This window comes from Acinetobacter sp. WA-87 (assembly GCF_039938935.1).
GTDB lineage: Bacteria > Pseudomonadota > Gammaproteobacteria > Pseudomonadales > Moraxellaceae > Acinetobacter > Acinetobacter seifertii.
Genome location: NZ_JBDUVF010000001.1, coordinates 1,078,262 through 1,098,292 on the forward strand (window position 1 = coordinate 1,078,262; position 20,031 = coordinate 1,098,292).

A 20,031-nucleotide genomic window follows, 5' to 3' on the forward strand; every position below is an offset into this window, starting at 1 on the left:
AGTTCCTCTAGCCAGTAATTGAATTAACTAAGCCTGATCCACGAAATCAGGCTTTTTTAATATCCAAGCTTTTCTTTTTGACCACTGATTTCGTCATGAAATAAGTCATCAACTGTTTCAATACGGTTCATCCAACTTTTAGACATGACTAAAAGTGCAGCAACCCGTTCTTTATCAATGCTTTGATAATCTTTAGGTACCACTTTCAAACCTAAGCAACTCAAGAGTTCGCAAAAGCTTTCAATTTCAGTTAAACCATTATTTTTCTTGTCGTTTTTCATGCGCGACAAAGTACTTGCGTCAACATTTAAATGCTCTGCAATTTCTACATTTTTATTTGTTGCAAGTGCCTGCAAAATTCGTGATACGTCATTTCTGGCACTTGCAGATAGATCGACTAATAATTTGCTCATGATGTTTCCTAAGCTGTTTTTGATGTACCTAAAAAGAAATCAAATAGGCTTTCGTGAGTTAATTTTTGATTGCTTGCGTCAACCATTTTTTGAATGGTTTCCATTCTTGGTTTTTTGCGGGCATGGATTAAATGGGTTTCCATGTATCCATATGAAACTTCTGCTTCTTTGCAGAACTTGAGACGGTCACTCTCACTTAATCCTCGCCAATAGCTATGAAGAGTAAGCATAAATACACCTCACTGGTAATTTTATTTAATAAATATACCCACAAGGTAAATAAAATACAACCTGTAAGGGTATTTATTTTTTTTACCTATTAGGTATTTTTGAGTTCAGCGCTAGAGGTGAATTGAAAAATGAGTGAATTAAAGACTATTCATGAAATTAGACTTGGTAATACAAGGAAATTAATGAAGGAATCAGGACTAACTCGTTCTGAATTCGCCGAAAAAATCGAAATGGCTTATGGGTTATTGAGTCAATACATTGGTAAAAATCCAACCAAGAATATTGGTGATGAAACAGCTTTAAAAATAGAAGAAGCTTTTAATAAGCCTCGTGGCTATTTAGATCAGTCTGATAATCAAAGTGAAAATGCACACCAATTAGATGGCACTCCTAGTTTTAAGCAACTGGACATAGAAGCCTTTAAGAAAAAATATAATATTCCTGACAGCGAAGATGCTGTTCTTTTCTCAAATGTTATCGAAAAACCATTAGTTATTTCAAAAAGATGGGTTCCAGTTAAGGCATACAGCAAGATGGGCATGGACGGTTATTTTACTGACATGGGGTATGATGGAAACGCTGGTGATGGGTACGTTCCAACTCACACTGCTGGTGATAGATCATATGCAATAAAAGGAACTGGCGACTCAATGTATCCCGCTATCCGTAACGGCTGGTATGTAGTATGTGACCCAGATGCAGAATTAACGCCGACTGAATTTGTGCAAGTTTGCTTAAAAGATGGTAGATGCACAATTAAAGAATTTATTGGTATTCATAATAATGTTTTAAATCTATTAGCTGTAAACGGCGGTGAACGCTTAACTTTTGATATGGATGAAGTTGAAAGCATCACTGCTATTACTGATATTGTGCCTCCTAGTCAACATAGACAACAGCATCCAAAAGCTTATTAATTAATTTAACAAACCATTCATTAAGCCCACCATTTGGTGGGTTTTTTATTTCTTTTACATTAAATACACCTAGCAAGTAAAAAATTAATCGAACAATTTCACCTCACAGGTATTTACTTTATTTTACCTTGTAGGTATATTTTTCTCACAGACAACAAAAAAGCACATCAGATTTCGACCCCCGATGTGCTTTTCCAAACTGCGAGATAAGTATGAACGTAAAAGCAAACCCTTTCAACTCATTTGCATTTGTCAGCATGGCTGCTCTTGCAATTTCTGGTGGTTCTTTAGTCGCTTGCCAGCTTCAACCAGCTATGCAAGAACAAGAGCAAGTTTCTTTCTTTACACCTAAAACACAGCCAAGTACTTACGGTGTACTAACAGCAAAAATCACAGGTAAGCATTCTGGTGTTGCCGTAGTCAAATTAGATAGCTTCCGAGTAAATGTAAGTTTTGATTTTGAAGCTCATCCAGATAGTTACGGCGTGCCTGGTTCTGAATTTACTGCTGTTGATATTACCCAACTAACAGTTAATGAAATCACAGATATAAATGGCAAGTCTTACGGTGATTTCACTGAATTTGAAGACATTCGCAATATCAATGCAACTCTAAAAGGCTTCATCGAGCGTAATAAGTTGGTGGAGGCTGATCATGTCTAATTCTTCTCTAAATCTTTCAGATCGCCAAAAGGCTGTATTAGAAACTGTTATCGAAATCAATAAAGAAGGTCAACAACCTTACACATGGCAAGTTGCTCGACGCATGGTATCTAAAGGCCACCAAATTACCGAAAAACAGTGTGGCTATGATCTAAGTGTGATTATTCGCACAAAAGGTACAGGCGTGTTTTCTGTCAATTTTGATAGAAATCCTAAAGTTTGGATCTATGAAGAACCAAAAGGAGGGCCTGAACATGTCTAACTTCAAAAAACATCCTGACGGCTACAAGTCTTTCTTAGGTCTTGACCGTTCAACAAGCCTCTACTCAGTTCGCATTGGTTGGCAAGTATATGCGTCAAATGCTAACGGCTCAGTTCTTTACAAAGTTAAAGACGAAGTTAAGACACCTTTAGATGTTGAAAAGTTCAAAACAGATTATCCAAAAGTTTGGAATGAAATTTCTCAAGAAATTGATTTTCAACGCAGAAAGCAACTCGCAATAAAACTGCGTGAAACCAACATCCCTACTTCTGACCGCAAAGCTTATAAAACTAAGCGCGGCTTCACTGGCTCAAGATAAGGATAAGAAAAATGGCTCTACCGATTATTACTGCTGACCAAACATTATTGGTTCAAGCAATCATTGTTTACCTATACGCCGATCCTGGTCTTGGTAAATCATCAATGGGTTTTACTGCGGAAAAAGCAATTTCTTTTGACTTTGACCGTGGTGCTCACCGTACTGGTGAATTACGGCGCGGTGCGGTTGTGCAAGTCCAGCAATGGAAAGATGTGACAAATTTAACACCTCAAGACTTGGCTCCTTATAAAACTGTAGTGATTGATACAGTAGGTGCAATGCTCGAATGCATTAAATCCCATCTATTAGGTATTACTGAAAACCGTCAAAAAGATGGAACCCTTAAATTAAAGGCTCAAGGTCTAGCAAACAATATGTTTAAAAGCTATGTACACATGCTCATAGCTTTAGGTAAGGATGTTGTTTTTATTGCCCATGCTGTTGAAAGTGAAAGTGGTGATCAAACAATTTATCGACCAGATCTAGGTGGTAAAAATCGTAATGAACTCTACCGAATTGCTGATGTCATGGGGTATCTAACAACTGTTCGTACTCAAGAGGGTAAATCAGCTCGGGTCATTAGTTTTAATCCTTCAAATAGTCATCACGCAAAGAACGCTGGTGCTTTAGGCAATGAGACTGGTGAAGTATGGGTACCAGATCTAAAAGCTAACCCTACTTTCTTGGCTGACCTCATCAATCAAGCCAAGGACCACATCAACACATTAACACCGTCACAACTTGCAGCAGCTAAAGCTCAAGAAGAGTTAGAGAACTGGAAACAAAGCTGTGAAGAAGCTGAGCATGCTGGTGATCTAAATCAATTAACAGAGTCGCTTGATAAAGAACACATGTATTACCAGAACATGCGCCAATCAATGCTCATGAAAGCGAAAGCCTTAAATTGCACATTCGATAAAGAACGCAACTATTGGATTAGCCCACCTGAATTTAACGGCATTTCAGACGAACAAAGAGATGAGCTACAAAACTTCATTGGTGAACGCGGCCTCGATGTAAAAACCGTATGTGAGCATTTCGGTATTGATGCCCTTATTCAAATTGAAGCGGCAAAGCTGCTTACAGTCAAACAAGACATTGAAACTTTGGCTAAAAATGAAATAACTGCGTTTGATATTAATGATCTTGAAAAAGAGTCCTCTAAAGATCCTGTTGAGCAAACTGAAATCTTGGATGAAGCATATCAAAAAACTCTAGATACCCTACTTCAACGAGTTAGTGAATCTAAAACCACGGTAGAAGTAAATGCTGTTTATCGCTATACCCGTGGCTGGTCTGAAGCACAAATGGAGCCTCTATTAAAGGCGATTAACTCTCGTTTAGCGTTACTGGAGAATACAAATCCTGAATGTTTGCTGGAGGAGAAATCTTAATGGCGAAACATACAACTCCAGAATTTCTATTCGAACCTAAGCTGCTACCCCAGCAGCTTTTCGAAAAGTTCGTAGTTTTCAATGTAAATGCTGGTTATCGCGGAAAAGGAACACCGCACGGCGTAAACCTCATTAAAGGTAACAAAGCCACCCTTACTGTGAATAACAAAGGTGTGATGAACAAAGCAGCTCAAGAGCGATACAAGTTAATGCTTTTGAAATATTTCAAAGAAGGTAAATCCGCAATGGATGAGCTGAATCATGAAGTTAAACGTATTTATAGAATGGTGGCGTGAATGGTTGATTTGAATAAAGAAAGAGAAGCTTTTCAAAGATTTCTTAAAACGAAAGGTGTAGTTAAAGTTGGCTGGAATAGTTTAGGTGTTTTAACAAATTTGGTTCGTGAAGCTGGCTGCATAATTAGTTATAACGACATTGAATTAATGCAGGAAGTCTGGATGGAAAAAGCGAAATTAACCACATGGCAACCTATCGAAACTGCGCCTAAAGACAGAACAATCTTACTCCGAAACGATGAAGGAATATTTCAGGGTCAATGGGACCAAGATGATAAAAAATTTCGTCCACTTTTTCTGGATTACCACGGCTGCGGATGTTGTGGTGGAGATAATCCGAAACCTGATCGCTGGATGGAATTACCACTAGTTGTTGAGTCTGGAGCTAATGAATGATTGATTTAAAAACTAAACAAGCATTTTGGGCAGAACAATTGCCAGCTTTTAAAGAGAATTACATTTGTTTGGCGCAACTTGATGCGGTTGTATTCAACAATGAAACAGGCAACTTTGATGCGTTGGATAAAGATGCAACTGGTTTTGATCGTGAAGATATACTTGAAGCCTATCACTCAGTAAATACTGGCTGGGCAATGTGGCTAAGAGCTATGAGTCAAGAAAAAGCCAAAGCTCAGGCGGTGCCAGAACACATCATCACCCTTCAACGAAATGGCGAAGTGTTTAAGTTTGATTTAATGGACTTACTACGCAGATCACTTAAAAGCTCAAAAGTATTGAAGACCCGTGAAAACTGGTCTCATGTTTCTAAGATGGTCGGTATTGGCTCTACAACAGCAACTCTTTTATGCAAAGAAATGAATGTAGATCCAGACGGAACGGTATTTGAAGCAAGCGAATCGGGAGCTGAGGGATGATTAATCAATTAAAACCTGCCGTAATTATCAGAGATGAAATGGGTTGTTGGGCACATCCTGAATATCTCAAATATCTTGATGATAACCATGCGGATCAAGAATGGTTAAGTCAAAGTGAATGGGATCAACTCAAGAAGCATTTCAATATTGTCACCGTTCGACTTTATTTAGAAGGAAGTGTTTCTGATGATCAATATTTGGAAATTATGGACTCATCGGACTTATCTAAATGGGATCCTGTGGCACCTCATGGCTTTTTCTTGATTGAGATTGGATTTACTGAAGAGGGTGCAGAAGCGTTGTTTGCAAAAGAAGTTAAAGCGGAAAGTAAGGAGGGACAAAGTGGATAAATATCTGACATCCAATAGTGTTTGTGAGATGTTTCATATTACTAAGCGCACTTTAAATCGCTGGGAAGAAAGAACCCCTTGGGGCATTCCTTTTCCTGCCCCTGCTTTTGGTTCAGAAGGCGGAACAATGAAACGATATCGCACTACAGATGTGATGGAATGGGAAGAAGAATGTCAAAAAAAGGAACAGTTAAGAAAATCTATATAAGCTGTATAGAAGCTAACAATCAGTAAACTTGATTAAATTAGTCCAGATCAATGATTGTTAGCATATTTCCCTTACTATATACTGTCCCCCGAATCACGGCTTGCTAGATAAACTCAGCAATTTCATTTATGTACATAATGGTGTACATATAATGAAACCAAGGAAGCAAGAATATACTTTTCCCGTTTAATTATAAGGGTTTAGGCAATATGGCATTAATCGTTCAAAAATATGGCGGTACTTCTATGGGTACCCCCGAGCGCATTTTAAATGTTGCTCGTCGTGTGAAGCGTTGGCATGATCACGGTCACAAGGTTGTTGTGGTCGTATCTGCAATGAGTGGTGAAACAAACCGCTTACTTGCCCTCGCTAAAGCCATTACCGAAACACCTGACCCACGTGAGTTAGACCAAATGGTTTCAACCGGTGAACAGGTGACGATTTCCATGTTAGCTATGGCACTTAATTCGATTGGTGTGGAAGCTAAATCCTATACCGGACGTCAAGTCGGTATTAAAACTGACAGTGCATTTACCAAGGCGCGTATCGAGTCTATTGATACAGATGTCATGACCAATGACCTAGATGCAGGCCGTGTTATTGTGGTTGCTGGTTTCCAAGGCTTTGATGCAAATGGAAATACCACAACACTAGGCCGAGGTGGTTCAGATACTTCTGGTGTTGCTCTTGCTGCTGCTTTAAAAGCTGACGAATGTCAGATCTATACCGATGTAGATGGCGTTTACACCACTGACCCTCGTGTTGCTCCTAAAGCCAAAAAAATCGACCGTATTTCTTTTGAAGAAATGCTAGAAATGGCATCATTAGGTTCTAAAGTTTTACAAATTCGCTCAGTAGAGTTTGCCGGGAAATATCAAGTTCCTTTACGTGTATTATCAAGCTTTGATAATGATAACGATGGCGTTTTTGACGACGAATTTAAAGAAAATGTAGGTACACTCATTACGACTGAGGCGGAAGACAATATGGAACAGCCAATCATTGCAGGTATTGCTTTTAACCGTGACGAAGCAAAATTAACGATTTTAGGTGTGCCTGATGAACCAGGTATTGCTTCTAAAATCTTATCACCAGTAAGTGATGCCAATATCGAAGTCGATATGATAGTGCAAAATGTTGAAGAAGATGGCACAACAGATTTCACTTTCACTGTAAACCGTGTTGATTTAGCGAAAGCTGAAAAAATCTTAAACGAAACTGCTAAAAATATTGGCGCGCGTGAAGTTTCAACACGTGATGATATCGTTAAAGTATCTATCGTTGGTGTTGGTATGCGTTCACACGCAGGTGTAGCGAGCAAAATGTTCACTGCCCTTGCTGATGAAGGCATTAACATCCTTATGATTTCAACTTCTGAAATTAAAGTTTCTGTCATTATTGATGAGAAATACCTTGAGCTTGCAGTTCGTTGCCTACATACCGCATTTGGTTTAGATCGCGAACATGGTGAAAGCAGCGCCCGCGCTTAATTTTACCAAACGGTCAAGAATTCATTAAAAAATGTTTACTTGTCCGACAATAATCAAAGAAAACACAGAGCCGCTATAGTTTTTTTTATAGCGGCTCTGTTATATTAAACGGAAAGTTTTTTGGCAGTGATTATCAAAATATGACTTTGTTCTCATATTTCTGTTAGAATCTGACTGAAAACTGAGGTTGAGCTTTTATTTGGGTACCAATATTGCAGTTTTAAGCGTTTAGCAAGGAGATAAACATGCTGATTCTGACCCGCCGTGTCGGGGAAACATTAATGATTGGGGATCAAGTCAGTGTTACTGTGCTTGGCGTCAAAGGAAACCAGGTTCGAATTGGTGTGAATGCGCCAAAAGAGGTTTCTGTTCATCGCGAAGAAATTTATCAACGTATTCAACATGAACGTGCAATGCATGAACACCTTCAACATCTTGATCAAGATTATCAAGTTTCATATGAAGATGATAATTATGCACAGAAAAACTTCAATCGTTAGTATGAAGTTATTCTCTCCCTAATTAAAGCGACTTTCTAGTCGCTTTAAATTTTTTTGGGAGTATATAAATTTATAGACCTAATGCACGTTTAACCGGTGCATAACTACGACGGTGTTGATCGATCACCCCGTGAGCTGCAATCGCTTCAAAGTGTGCTTTTGTTGGATAGCCTTTATGTTTGGCAAATCCAAATAATGGATACTGTTGATCTAATTCTGCCATTTGGCGATCACGTGTGACTTTTGCCAAGATACTGGCAGCACTAATTTCGGCGTGGCTCGCATCTCCACCAACAATTGCTTCACAAGGAATAATAATTCCTTTGGGAATTTGGTTGCCATCTACAATAACTTTTTCAGGCAGTGTTTTAAGGCCGTCCACTGCTCGCTTCATTGCTAGAAATGTTGCTTGTAGGATATTTAGCTCGTCAATTTCTGCATGCGTCGCTTCCGCAATTGACCATGCTAAAGCTTTTTCCTGAATTTCAATAAACAACTTTTCACGTTTTTTTTCAGTTAATTTTTTAGAATCGTTTAGTCCTAAAATCGGATTTTCCGGATCTAAAATAACAGCTGCGGCAACAACCGACCCCACTAATGGGCCTCGCCCCGCCTCATCTACGCCTGCAACGAACATGTATACTCCAATGAAAAAAAGAGGCTGATCAATATGAATCAGCCTTCTTTAAAACTTAAATTATTAATTACTTTTTTAAAGCTTCAGCCACGCAAGCATTTACAGTATTAGAAACGACTTGGGTTACTATTGTTGCACGTGCAGCTGGGTCAAGTGCAGCAGTAGCCAAATCAACTGCAGTAACACTGTTTGGTGCCTTTTCACTTACGCAGCCACAAACATTAGTTTGAATACTATCACGTTGTTCAGCCGTCATAAGCTTTGTTGCTGTTTTCCATGCAGGAACATTATTAATTTCTGTAATACATTTCGCATTTACAGCAACTTTCAATGCAGCCATACCTAACTGTTGAGTTGTAGTTTCTGCAGAACCTGCTCCAGGCGTGGTTGCACATGCAGTTAAAGCTAAAACAACTGGTGCCACAGCAAGCATCAATTTTTTCATCATTTTTCCTTTGATCGAACGTAAGCAGCGCGTATTTTGCCTAAACTCGTGCTTAGAAGAAACAAATAAATTGATGCATTTATGCAATCTAATTTTCCTACACTCCAGTTTGATTTAATCATGCACTTCAGCTAAATCGTTCTGTTTATAGTACGCTCCGTTACGAGAACAACATTTCTCAAAAATACTGCTTTACCATAAAATCTAGCGCTAAAATGACAAAAAATTAGGGTCTTTTATGCCTGCCTCATCCTCTCAATACTACACCCGCACTGCACAGATTTTGCATTGGGTTATGGCAATCATTTTCATTACGGCTTGGGTGATTGGTTTCTACAGTGGAAATTTTTTAAGTTATGATACTGATGGCAGCTTTAAAGGTGATGTCATTACACTACATAAAAACATCGCCACAACCATTATCTTTCTAGTGGTTATTCGCCTTTTCTGGCGTTACACCCATCCAGCCCCAAAGTTGCCTGATACCATGTCGCCAACAATGAAAACTTTGGCTCACATTGGACATTTATTACTCTATGTGATTTTAGTAGCGTTACCTATTACTGGTTGCTTATTTAGCTGGAGTGCTGGTCACCCTGCCCCAGTTTTATATTTATTTAATATTCCACGCTTAGTACAAGACAACCCTGAGTTATTAGCGATTGTTAAACCATTACATATTTATATTTCATGGTTTGCAGGCCTGCTTATTGTTGGACATGTTCTTGCAGCTTTAAAACATCACTTTGTGGATAAAGACAATGTTTTAAACAGCATGACCAAACAACCTAAATAAATTCAATGTTAAAAAAAACCGCCTATTAAAGGCGGTTTTTTTATTTAGATTTTTTGGATTTCTGAAATCCACTTTTGTTTTTCTTCATCTGAAATGAAAGAGGCTTCAAAAGAGTTAATTGCGAGTTGCTTCAACTCATCATTACTTAAATCTAAGGCTTGCTGAATAGCAATGAAGTTATCATTCATATATCCACCAAAATATGAAGGATCGTCCGAGTTAACAGTCACGTGTACGCCTTTTTGCAACAGACGACGGATATTGTGATCTTTCATATCCTTAACAACACATAGCTTTAAGTTACTTAAAGGGCAAACGGTTAATGGCATTTTTTCATTAATTAAACGAGCCATTAATTGTTCATCTTCTTCAGAACGTACGCCGTGGTCAATACGGTTTACTTTAAGCAAGTCCAAAGCTTCCCATACATATTCAGGTGGGCCTTCTTCGCCTGCATGAGCCACGATTAAGAAGCCTTCTTCACGTGCCTTAGCAAAAACACGTTCAAATTTAGCTGGTGGATGACCTACTTCACTTGAATCAAGCCCTACAGCAATAATGTCTTCTTTAAACGGTAAAGCTTGCTCAAGCGTTTCAAATGCAGCTTCTTCGCTTAAATGACGCAAGAAACACATAATGAGCTGAGAGCTAATACCAAATTTAGCTTTTGCATCAGCACATGCACGTTTAAGCCCATTGATTACTGTCGCAAAAGCAACACCACGGTCAGTATGGGTTTGCGGGTCAAAGAACATTTCTGTATGAACGACACGATCTTCTGCACATTTCTCAAAATATGCCCATGCTAAATCATAAAAATCTTGCTCATGAACAAGAACATTTGCACCAGCATAGTAAATATCTAGAAATGATTGAAGATTATGAAAGTTATAAGCTTGCTTTACTTCTTCAACAGATTTGTAAGGAATCTGAATCTGATTACGCTGTGCAATAGCAAACATTAATTCAGGTTCAAACGTCCCTTCAATATGCACATGCAACTCGGCTTTTGGTAAGGCCTGAATCAGCTCGACTTGATTCATATTAACTCCACATCTAAAGAAAAAAAGGGTGTGGTAACACACCCTTCAATAACTTCCTTCTTATATAACGATTACGAAATATAGTTCTAGAAGGAAATTATAAAAAATCGTATTAACCGCCAAAAGCGATAAATTTAAATACCCAAAGAGCAGCAATAATCCACACCATGTATGGAACAGTTTTTGCCTTACCTGTGAATAGTTTAACTAATGCATAGCTGATAAAGCCCATTGCAATACCATCTGCAATTGAATACGCAAATGGCATAAATACAATTGTTAAAAAGGCTGGAACAGCTTCTGTAATATCATCCCAATCAATGTGCGTGATCCCTTGGATCATAAGTACACCGATAAATAATAAAGCTGGGGCTGTTGCAAAACCTGGCACAGATTGAGCAAGAGGAGCTAAAAATAAACAGCAGATAAATAAAACAGCAACAACGACTGCAGTTAAACCAGTACGCCCACCTGCCGCTACACCTGAAGCTGATTCGATATATGGCGTAGTTGATGAAGTACCCAATGCAGCACCAGCAACAATAGCCGTAGAGTCAGCAAATAATGCTTTTTTCAAACGTGGTAATTTACCATCTTTTAAAAGCCCTGCACGGTGTGAAACGCCAACCAAAGTACCCGTACTGTCAAACAAGTCAACAATGAAGAATACGAAGATGACACCGATCATACTTGCAGTAAATAGGCCTTTAAAGTCCATTTGCATGAATGTTGGTGCAATTGAAGGGATTTGACCTACTACACCTTTAAATTCATTTAAACCTAAAGCAGTCGCAATTGCTGTAACGACTAATATACTAATAATGATGGCACCGCGAACTTTAAGCTGATGTAAAACTACAATCAGTAAAAATCCAAATAAAGCCAACAACACTGTAGGTTGTTTAATATCACCCAAACCTACCAATGTCGCTTGATTGGCAACAATAATGCCAGCATTTTTTAGCGCAATAAGTGCAAGGAATAAACCAATACCCCCGCCTATCGCAAATTTAAGCGACATTGGAATTGCATTGACAATCGCTTCACGAACTTTAAAAAAGCTAATAGCAAGAAAGACAATTCCTGAAACAAAAACAGCTGCTAAAGCCGTCTGCCATGGCACTCCCATGCCCATACATACCGAATAGGTAAAATAAGCGTTAAGCCCCATGCCTGGTGCCAATGCAATTGGATAATTGGCAATAATACCCATCACTAAACAACCGATTGCTGCCGCCAAACAGGTTGCAACGAATACGGCGCCATGATCCATGCCGGTTTCAGATAAAATGAGTGGATTGACAATGATGATGTAACACATTGTTAAAAACGTAGTTACACCAGCAAGAACTTCTGTTCGAAACGTGGTTTTATTGTCGCTTAACTTAAATAAACGCTCTAACCAGCCTGCCGAAGAATTGGGCGCCGCCATAAGTAGCCTCTATGCAAAATCTGAGCTGTGGAATATGTACTTCTATGTAGGTATCTGAGCAATCTTGTTTTTCTGATCAGATCTCTAAACAAAAACCTCAAATAGATGAAGCAACAAATATGCCACTCATTTGAATTTTGATTTCATACATAGAAAATAGACACAGCCCCTCTTGAAACACAAAAAAGCTGCATAACCCCTATGCAGCTTTTTTACTATACGTTAAATAAGTTTAACAGATTCAATCGCAACATGATCAAAATTTATGAAAAGATATGACCAATGACAGTCTTTTTTAAAGCAAATTACAACAACAGTTTTGACTAGAAAAAAACTTTTTTATCACTGAGATAGTTTTGCAAAGTATAAGAAGCTAAATTGCTATGACTAACACGATTAGGATTTCGCTCAATCGTTTGCAAGTTTTTTTCTGCTTCTTGAATAATTCGCATAAGTTCTTGGTGTTTTTTATTTTGGCTATCTAAATACGCCCAATATCCTAATACAAACACGATACTCACACACAACACTATTAATACTTTATTGATCATTATTATTATCTCTATGTTTTTAATGTTAATGATCTTAACAAAAAATAACCAGTTTGTGAATACTTTCACATTTATTTACAATAATTACCAATCACTCAAGCTATTGATATAAAAAATGTTTTCTAATTTACAATTTTAAAAAAGCTTAAAAAGGAAACTTTTCACTTAAAAATTCATTTTTAAAAATCACTATATTTTTTTATTAAAAACTTATATACACTGCTTTCCCTCTTTTATTTTTAAGTATATTTAAATTTATTTTTCAATTTAACTTCACTATATTATTGATTGAATTTTAATTTATTTATTCAATTCCCAGATAATAAAAAGCCCATTTCAATCAATCAAAATGGGCTTTTATAAATTAATTAACCGACAATTTCTTCAACTTTAGGTTTTGCCTTTATCAAATCAGCCTCATACACCACTTCATATTCCTCTAACTTTAAATGTTTTAAACGCTGTCTAAGTTTTTTCAAAGACCATGGCCATGCGGCAAAATTACGGCCATTAGCATCAAGGTAATAACTTTTACATCCGCCACTATTAAATACAGTGGTTTGCAGATGTTTTTGTACAAGCTCATTATGCTTTTTAATCACTTCTGATTTTACAGAAAGTTTAGCAATGCCCTTTGCCTTCATTTGTAGCAAACCATCAACAATATATTGCAATTGCGCTTCAGCAAGACCAATAAAGGAGTCGTAAACCAACACATTAGGTCCTAGCATAAGAAATGCATTCGGCACATTTTCAATATTGGTACCTAAGTAAGCTTCTGGTGAAGAGTCTTTCCAAAGATCAGCCAAACATTCCCCTTGCTCATTGTGTACGCGTTTACCAATTGGAGGATGAGATACCTCGAAACCAGTGCCCCAAATAATCACATCAACTTCGTGGCGTTCACCATTGGCAGCAACCACTGTATTGCCTTCAACTTTTACTAAACCATGAGGAATCAGAGTCGTGTTTGGTGCTTGTAGTGCAGGGTAGTAATTGTTAGCAAACAAAATACGTTTACAGCCAATATCAAAATTAGGTGTTACGTTTCGACGTAACACCGGATCTTTAATTTGCAACTTTAATAGTTGTTTCGCAGCAAAATTGACAGGCTTTAAAGCTTTTGGATTGCGTAAGCCAAAATTAATGACATTTAAAGTACCCGCCACAGTCTGTCGCCAAGTCGCTTGAATAGCTGGATACTTAGCAATGACGGATTTACTTAACTCACCCAAGTCGGTATCTGGTTTTGGCAGCACCCAAGGTGCTGTACGTTGGAACACAAACAGCTCTTTTGCTTTAGGTTGGATTTGTGGCACAAACTGGATGGCAGATGCACCAGTACCAATCACGGCAATGCGTTTACCAGTTAAATCATAATCATGGTTCCATTTCGCTGAATGGAACATTTCACCAGTAAAAGTATCTAAACCCTCAAGACGTGGTATCTGAGCTTCAGTAATTGGACCAGTAGCAAATAGGACTGTTTTAGCGATATATAAACCAGAGCTTGTCTCGAGTTTCCAGACATTTTCTAGACTGTTCCATTCTGCTTTTAATAGTTCAGTATTAAATTCAATTAAGGATTCAATATCAAACTCACGGCTTACATCTTCTAAGTAACTTAAGATTTCCGGTTGGCGTGCAAATAAGTGACTCCATTTTGCACTTGGCGCAAAGGAGTAAGAATAAAGCGATGATGGAACATCACAACCACAACCCGGATACGTGTTTTCACGCCAAGTACCACCGACGCGGCTCGCTTTTTCAATAATTTTAAAATTGGTTAAGCCTGCTTCATTTAGCTTAATTGCAGCAGCTAAGCCAGAAATACCTGCACCGACAATAAAAGTGTCATAAATATGTGCAACTTCTTGGGTTTTACGTGTACGCGTATTTGTTCTAGGTTTAGTGACCATAATTTTCTGCCTATACAAAATTTTATTTAAATAACTGATACGAAAGCCCAAGGAACTTTGCATATAGCGTTGGTGACGTTCTTTTCATAAGCCAGAATAATTTGGCGTCGATCTGTGGCGTGGTATAGAGCTGCCCTCGATCTAATCGGTTCAATGTTAATGTTGCAACTGCGTCACTGGTGGTCATGGCATAATTCATGAGTGCATGATCTGCAAGTTTTGAATAGCGCCCTGGAATACGACCATTTTTAATGATATTTGTCGGAACCAAAGTCGGGCACAGCACATTCACTTTAATATTGAATTTGCGAAGCTCAGCTGAAAGAGTTTCTGATAATGCCAATACACCCGCTTTCGTTACGTTATAGACACTCATTTCTGGTGCTGCAGTATAAGATGCGGCTGAAGCTACATTAATAATTGCGCCGTAACCTAATTTTTTGAGCTTTGGCACAAATGCATGACAACCATGAATAACACCCCATAGGTTTACATGCATACACCACTTCCAGTCTTCCAAGCTCATTTCATCAAATTTGCCGCCTAGACCTACGCCAGCATTATTAATAATCAGTGTTACCGGATGCTCTAATAATTGCTCTGCTTGATCAGCCAAAACCTGTACTTGTTCTGCTTGTCCAACATCGCACTTGACTGCAAAAGCTTTTTGTCCAAGCTGTTCAACTAACTTTACGGTTTCTTCAGCAGCTTCTAAATTAATATCCGCACATACCACGTTGCCACCGCGTTTTGCCAATTCAAGTGCAAAGCTACGGCCAATTCCACTCCCTGCCCCTGTCACAACAGCATATGCGTTTCGGCTAGGCTGGTCTTTCTTACCAAATAGAATCATAGTAAATCCTAAAAAACTTTAGGGAGACGGCAGTAATTTGGGTATTACTGCGGTGACCAACAGCCTTATGAAACTGCACGAACTGGTGGAGTAAATTCCTTCACAAAGTAAGGTGCAATTGCACCGCCCTCGTTAAGTAATTTCTTTTTGTAGTACTCAAGGTATTGAGTTGTGTCATGATCATTTGGATGAAAGCTTGGACGTAAATAATCCAGAATCTGGCCAACGGTGCTACCGAATACGCCATCTTTTGGACTAAAAATTAAGTTGACGCCACGACGTGCATCTTTCCAAAATTTTCTGGTTAGCATTTCTTGTGGCTTACGCAGTACAGGCACAAATAATGTTGCGGTTGGAATAAGCCCTAAAATGGTAATGAAAGCCATTAGAAAACCTGTTGCACGCAATGGATAGTTACCGTTCAAAACCTGATAGACATCATAAGCAATATCTTTGTGCTCAGACTCTTCAAGCATATGCCACATCCATAACGCTCGGCTTTTCGCATCGTCGGTATAATAAAAGTTCTTTTCATGCTTCATCATGTATTCAGCGAGAACTGCCGTAAAGTGCTCAATGCCTGCCATAAGTGAAAGCTTTAATGGCTGTGGGAATTTTAAAAACACATATTTAAAAAAGTTTTCACCTAAGAAACGATATAAATCGACCGGATATTCCAGCTCTTTAATTGCATCATTGAATTCATTATGCAATTTTGAATGGATAGCCTCTTGACCAATAAGAGAAGTAACACGCTGTTTTAAAATCGGATCTTGAATAAATTCACGGTGATGGCGAGCAGTTTCGATGACAAGATCTTCACCATAGGTCAAAAAAACCGAAAGCGTTGCAAAGAACAAAGTTGCAAACTGATTGTTGACGTAAAACTCGATATCAATTTCTTTGCCATCAAATCCGATATTTAGATGGCGGATTGGGATAGATCCTTTATTTGAAAAGTCTATCTTTTGATACTGAGCCATAACTGATTTAGGAGAAATAATATTTCGGATAGCTTGAGCGACCATTTTTTGACACCCTATAAAATTTGTTAAATACAAGGCAGCGTCGAATCAAACAGATAAAGTTGTCTTTAAATTATTTCTTGCAATCTTTAACTGCTCTAGAACAAAAAATTTGCTCGAATACATCTGCCTTGCCATGTTTTATGAACTTAAGCGAGGTTAAATTCACCAAATCAGGTTAAATAGTGCGCTTGATGCATTACTCGAACAAGGACAAAAAAAGCCAACCCACTTTGAAACTTTTTGCCAATTTAAATGTTTTTTGATTATTTCAAACAACTTATATAAGCTAATATTATTCATAATAATTTAAATAAAGGACACTTGTCCTAAAATGACAAAAAGATGGCTTAAAAAGATAATAAATGAAATATTATGCCTATTTTCCAAATAAATCATTTTAATACTTCAGCGTTCCAAAAATCACACCAAGCTTTCTGTTTTTAGAGCTTCATTGCATAAATGAAAACGATAAACTGCATTCAGAGAAAAAAATTGAATGAGGATAATAAATCATGTTTGATATGCGTTTATCTCATGAGCGTGGTGCAGCACATCATGGCTGGTTACAGTCAAAACACACGTTTTCATTTGCAAATTATTGGGACCCGAAACAAGTAGGTTTTTCAGATTTGCTTGTGATTAATGACGATACTGTTGCTCCATCGAAAGGTTTTGGTACTCACCCTCACCGCAACATGGAAATTATTTCTTATGTGCTTGAAGGTGCGTTAGAACATAAAGATTCAATGGGTACAGGTTCTGTGATTGTGCCTGGTGATATTCAATTAATGAGCGCAGGTCGTGGTGTTGCTCATAGTGAATTTAACCACTCTGCACAAGAAAACGTGCACTTCTTGCAAATTTGGGTTGTTCCAAACGAAGTGAACACCACCCCGGGCTATCAACAATTGCATATTTCCGAGGAAGACAAACGCGGTAAATTGCATTTGATGATTTCACCAACAGGTGGCGAAAAAACTTTGTCGATCAAACAAGACATTAATATTTATTCAGGTCTTTTTGACGGCGAAGAAACAGCAGAATTTGCAATTCCAGAAGGACGCTATGTTTACCTACATGTGGCAAAAGGCCGTATTGATGTAAACGGTAAAACCTTTAACACGGGTGATGCTGCGCGAATTCGTGATGGAGGCAAGTTATCATTTACTAATGGTGATAATGCTGAAATTCTGATTTTTGATATGCGTCCGGAAGAAGTTCCAACCATGCCATAATCAACAAAACACCTGTATAGATATATGCAGGTGTTTTTTTATATATTAAAAATTAAAAACTATGAATGGTCTTCCGAGCGTGCCATTTCTGTATTGATATAGCTCATAATCATAGTGGTTAACCCTTGCACCATTTCATCAAAACTAATAAATGGGTTAGGTAAAATAAGATGCCTTGCTACGTTAAAAATACCACTATTTATACAAATGTAAGTAATGACAGGTAAGTTATTAATTTTTAAATATTTAGGATTATGCATCATATATTTCATGATGACTTCCATTAAAGCCTGTTCAATTTTTGGAATATATTTGTCGTATTGCAACTCACCTGCATAACGTAAAACGGTTAAGTAACGGTCATTATTTTTCTTTAATAAATCACTAAATGTATAAAAGATCATTTCGATAACAGGCTCTAACTCCAACTCTAGAATTGTAGGAGTTAACTCTTTAATCATGTCGAGAATTTCACTCACAAAGTAGTGATTCATCGCATCATAGATTTCTTCTTTATTTTTAAAATACTCGTAAAGTGACCCAACACTCACACCTGCAATTTCTGCAATATGACGTGTAGTGGTACCACTTGGTCCATGCAATGCTACGGCAATAAAACCTGCTTCAATAATAGTATCAACAGTGACTTTGGCTCGTGCCTGACGGGGTTTTCGCGTAGACATATTTTCTTATAAATAATCCGAACATAAGCTCAGGTTAGCATGTAATTTAGCCCTACCCTAATAAAAAAACAAAATCCGAATACTTGTCAAACTTCATGACACAATTTCTTTAGAGGTATGGCAAAACATAGTTATGAGTTCTTTTATTATTAGGAAATTACTTTTAAAAAAAATTAAAATATTCAAATAAAAATCAATGTATTAATAAAATTTTAAACTAATTTTTTATTTTATTTATACATTAGATTTGAGCTTAAATAAATTGAAAAGTTACCCGAATTGAATCCGAACATAAACTCAGATTAACATGAAAAAATCTAAAAAGAGGTTGATTCATTTTATCAAGTTCGCCTCTTTTTCCGTTATTCAGTCAAATAATCAAACAAATAACGGAGCAACATCACCGTACTCAGTAAGCAGAGAAAACTGCTTTTTGAAAATGGAATTTACAGTGCCCTGTTGGAAATCAAAGTTTTTTGATTTTCAGCAATATCGCACTATCACTGATTGATCTGAAGGTGTCGCCATGATCTCGACCACAGTTAAAAAATCACTAAACAAAATTAAATTTTACCGTGAAATCGAGTTACCAGATTTTGCCAGTAAAAAATCTATCCCAATCCGTCATTTAAATATTGGTTTTGATGGAAAGGAAATTGATGTCAGATTCTATATGGACAACCAATTTGCGACGATTTTTTTTGCTACGCTTTCAGTATTTCTAACCTATGGTGAAGATTTGGTGATTGAAACTGCTCGTCACCACCGCGAATTTATTCAAGACCCCGTGTTAAAGCAACGCGTTACCTCTCTCATTGGTCAAGAAGCCATCCATTCAAAATTGCACAATGAATATAACGATGCGCTTAAAGATGTTGAGTATCCGGTCGATTTATATCGTTTCTTGGGCGAGAACTTCTTCAAATATGTGTTTTTAAAATTCCCGCAACCACTGAAATTATCGATGATGGCTGGTATTGAGCATTTTACGGCTGTACTTGCTGAATACATGATGAAGCACGAAAAGAATTTCTACTATTCAGACGATGCGAAAAGTCGTGCGTTATGGATGTGGCATATGCTTGAAGAATCCGAGCATAAAGACATTGCCTATGATGTTTATCAATTACTTAATGGTAGCTACCCATTACGAGCTTCTGGCTTCTTCTTAGCTTTGTTCACTATTTTAGGTCTAATCCCTGCGACTACCTTGTTTATTCCTGTTTTAAGAAAGCCACAGGAAATGTTAACTAGAAAATTCTGGAAAGACGCTCGCCGAGGAGTAGGACTTATTTTTGGTCCAAAAGATGGCGTATTTGGTAGCACCATTGGTCAAATTCTTGACTACTTACGCCCTGATTTCCACCCAAATGATCATGATACGACTGAATATCTTGAGTATTACAAACAGAAATTACTGAACGAAGGCGGTGCAATTGCACCTTACTTTGTGAAGGAATTTACCCCTCCTGTACGCATGTCTTAATTGGCT

At 37.7% G+C, this 20,031-nt stretch carries 25 protein-coding genes and 1 pseudogene; 15 read left to right on the forward strand and 11 right to left on the reverse strand.

Features of this window, described 5'->3' with window-relative positions; translation table 11 throughout:
• Window positions 1-56 precede the first annotated feature (56 nt).
• Together ABFY81_RS05145 and ABFY81_RS05150 are read right to left on the reverse strand one after the other, a co-directional pair.
• Window positions 57-413, reverse strand: coding sequence for a transcriptional regulator (locus ABFY81_RS05145; RefSeq protein ID WP_083008319.1), 357 nt, complete (start codon window positions 411-413; stop codon window positions 57-59).
• Window positions 414-421: 8 nt separating this feature from the next.
• Window positions 422-643: a hypothetical protein gene (locus ABFY81_RS05150; protein WP_017897202.1), complete on the reverse strand. Its 222-nt coding sequence runs from the start codon at window positions 641-643 to the stop codon at window positions 422-424.
• Between the two features lie 129 nt (window positions 644-772).
• On the opposite strand from ABFY81_RS05150, the gene ABFY81_RS05155 reads away from it, so the two are divergent.
• From ABFY81_RS05155 to csrA, 12 genes and pseudogenes are all read left to right on the forward strand, one after another.
• The gene (locus tag ABFY81_RS05155) at window positions 773-1,561 is read left to right on the forward strand and encodes a LexA family transcriptional regulator (RefSeq protein ID WP_240060770.1); all 789 of its coding nucleotides are present in this window, start codon (window positions 773-775) and stop codon (window positions 1,559-1,561) included.
• Between the two features lie 212 nt (window positions 1,562-1,773).
• Window positions 1,774-2,223 (forward strand): hypothetical protein, encoded by a 450-nt coding sequence (locus ABFY81_RS05160; protein WP_347913236.1) that lies wholly within the window; start codon window positions 1,774-1,776, stop codon window positions 2,221-2,223.
• Window positions 2,216-2,485, forward strand: coding sequence for a hypothetical protein (locus ABFY81_RS05165; RefSeq protein WP_347913237.1), 270 nt, complete (start codon window positions 2,216-2,218; stop codon window positions 2,483-2,485). The genes ABFY81_RS05160 and ABFY81_RS05165 overlap by 8 nt, the downstream gene beginning before the upstream one ends.
• On the forward strand, window positions 2,478-2,804 hold the full coding sequence (locus ABFY81_RS05170) for a hypothetical protein (protein ID WP_347913238.1): 327 nt from the start codon (window positions 2,478-2,480) through the stop codon (window positions 2,802-2,804). Before ABFY81_RS05165 ends, ABFY81_RS05170 begins: the two co-directional genes overlap by 8 nt.
• A gap of 11 nt (window positions 2,805-2,815) precedes the next feature.
• Window positions 2,816-3,934: pseudogene (locus tag ABFY81_RS05175) on the forward strand (ATP-binding protein); the annotation flags it as partial.
• Between the two features lie 263 nt (window positions 3,935-4,197).
• The gene (locus ABFY81_RS05180; protein ID WP_347913239.1) at window positions 4,198-4,494 is read left to right on the forward strand and encodes a hypothetical protein; all 297 of its coding nucleotides are present in this window, start codon (window positions 4,198-4,200) and stop codon (window positions 4,492-4,494) included.
• Complete coding sequence (locus ABFY81_RS05185; RefSeq protein ID WP_347913240.1) at window positions 4,495-4,890, forward strand: hypothetical protein; 396 nt, start codon at window positions 4,495-4,497, stop codon at window positions 4,888-4,890.
• On the forward strand, window positions 4,887-5,369 hold the full coding sequence (locus ABFY81_RS05190; protein WP_347913241.1) for a hypothetical protein: 483 nt from the start codon (window positions 4,887-4,889) through the stop codon (window positions 5,367-5,369). The genes ABFY81_RS05185 and ABFY81_RS05190 overlap by 4 nt, the downstream gene beginning before the upstream one ends.
• Complete coding sequence (locus ABFY81_RS05195; protein ID WP_347913242.1) at window positions 5,366-5,719, forward strand: hypothetical protein; 354 nt, start codon at window positions 5,366-5,368, stop codon at window positions 5,717-5,719. The genes ABFY81_RS05190 and ABFY81_RS05195 overlap by 4 nt, the downstream gene beginning before the upstream one ends.
• A complete protein-coding gene (locus ABFY81_RS05200) occupies window positions 5,712-5,927 on the forward strand; it encodes a hypothetical protein (protein WP_240285971.1) in 216 nt (71 codons plus the stop codon). Before ABFY81_RS05195 ends, ABFY81_RS05200 begins: the two co-directional genes overlap by 8 nt.
• A gap of 209 nt (window positions 5,928-6,136) precedes the next feature.
• Window positions 6,137-7,417, forward strand: coding sequence for an aspartate kinase (locus tag ABFY81_RS05205; protein ID WP_004702788.1), 1,281 nt, complete (start codon window positions 6,137-6,139; stop codon window positions 7,415-7,417).
• Window positions 7,418-7,662: 245 nt separating this feature from the next.
• Window positions 7,663-7,917, forward strand: a complete 255-nt coding sequence (csrA, locus tag ABFY81_RS05210) for a carbon storage regulator CsrA (RefSeq protein ID WP_000906487.1) — start codon at window positions 7,663-7,665, stop codon at window positions 7,915-7,917.
• Window positions 7,918-7,987: 70 nt separating this feature from the next.
• On the opposite strand, the gene rnhB is transcribed toward csrA, so the two are convergent.
• Both rnhB and ABFY81_RS05220 read right to left on the reverse strand, forming a co-directional pair.
• Complete coding sequence (gene rnhB, locus ABFY81_RS05215; RefSeq protein ID WP_004702791.1) at window positions 7,988-8,554, reverse strand: ribonuclease HII; 567 nt, start codon at window positions 8,552-8,554, stop codon at window positions 7,988-7,990.
• A 67-nt stretch (window positions 8,555-8,621) separates the two neighbouring features.
• Window positions 8,622-8,999 (reverse strand): hypothetical protein, encoded by a 378-nt coding sequence (locus ABFY81_RS05220; protein ID WP_346790451.1) that lies wholly within the window; start codon window positions 8,997-8,999, stop codon window positions 8,622-8,624.
• Between the two features lie 238 nt (window positions 9,000-9,237).
• On the opposite strand from ABFY81_RS05220, the gene ABFY81_RS05225 reads away from it, so the two are divergent.
• A complete protein-coding gene (locus ABFY81_RS05225; RefSeq protein WP_086496971.1) occupies window positions 9,238-9,795 on the forward strand; it encodes a cytochrome b in 558 nt (185 codons plus the stop codon).
• Window positions 9,796-9,839: 44 nt separating this feature from the next.
• On the opposite strand, the gene ABFY81_RS05230 is transcribed toward ABFY81_RS05225, so the two are convergent.
• From ABFY81_RS05230 to ABFY81_RS05255, 6 genes are all read right to left on the reverse strand, one after another.
• Complete coding sequence (locus tag ABFY81_RS05230) at window positions 9,840-10,838, reverse strand: adenosine deaminase (protein WP_077166137.1); 999 nt, start codon at window positions 10,836-10,838, stop codon at window positions 9,840-9,842.
• Window positions 10,839-10,950: 112 nt separating this feature from the next.
• Window positions 10,951-12,270 (reverse strand): NCS2 family permease, encoded by a 1,320-nt coding sequence (locus tag ABFY81_RS05235; RefSeq protein ID WP_347913243.1) that lies wholly within the window; start codon window positions 12,268-12,270, stop codon window positions 10,951-10,953.
• A 323-nt stretch (window positions 12,271-12,593) separates the two neighbouring features.
• Entirely contained in the window at window positions 12,594-12,821 is a 228-nt protein-coding gene (locus tag ABFY81_RS05240) for a hypothetical protein (protein WP_004702801.1), read from the reverse strand.
• 368 nt (window positions 12,822-13,189) lie between these two features.
• Window positions 13,190-14,740 (reverse strand): NAD(P)/FAD-dependent oxidoreductase, encoded by a 1,551-nt coding sequence (locus tag ABFY81_RS05245; RefSeq protein ID WP_347913244.1) that lies wholly within the window; start codon window positions 14,738-14,740, stop codon window positions 13,190-13,192.
• A 22-nt stretch (window positions 14,741-14,762) separates the two neighbouring features.
• Window positions 14,763-15,593: an SDR family NAD(P)-dependent oxidoreductase gene (locus ABFY81_RS05250; RefSeq protein WP_004702805.1), complete on the reverse strand. Its 831-nt coding sequence runs from the start codon at window positions 15,591-15,593 to the stop codon at window positions 14,763-14,765.
• A gap of 65 nt (window positions 15,594-15,658) precedes the next feature.
• Entirely contained in the window at window positions 15,659-16,576 is a 918-nt protein-coding gene (locus ABFY81_RS05255) for a metal-dependent hydrolase (RefSeq protein WP_223861106.1), read from the reverse strand.
• Between the two features lie 557 nt (window positions 16,577-17,133).
• Between ABFY81_RS05255 and ABFY81_RS05260 the strand changes: the two genes are divergently transcribed.
• Window positions 17,134-17,856, forward strand: a complete 723-nt coding sequence (locus tag ABFY81_RS05260; protein WP_086495998.1) for a pirin family protein — start codon at window positions 17,134-17,136, stop codon at window positions 17,854-17,856.
• 59 nt (window positions 17,857-17,915) lie between these two features.
• Here the strand turns inward: ABFY81_RS05260 and ABFY81_RS05265 are convergent, their stop codons facing one another.
• Window positions 17,916-18,539, reverse strand: a complete 624-nt coding sequence (locus ABFY81_RS05265; RefSeq protein WP_002156858.1) for a TetR/AcrR family transcriptional regulator — start codon at window positions 18,537-18,539, stop codon at window positions 17,916-17,918.
• A 526-nt stretch (window positions 18,540-19,065) separates the two neighbouring features.
• Between ABFY81_RS05265 and ABFY81_RS05270 the strand changes: the two genes are divergently transcribed.
• A complete protein-coding gene (locus ABFY81_RS05270; RefSeq protein ID WP_347913245.1) occupies window positions 19,066-20,025 on the forward strand; it encodes a metal-dependent hydrolase in 960 nt (319 codons plus the stop codon).
• Window positions 20,026-20,031 lie beyond the last annotated feature (6 nt).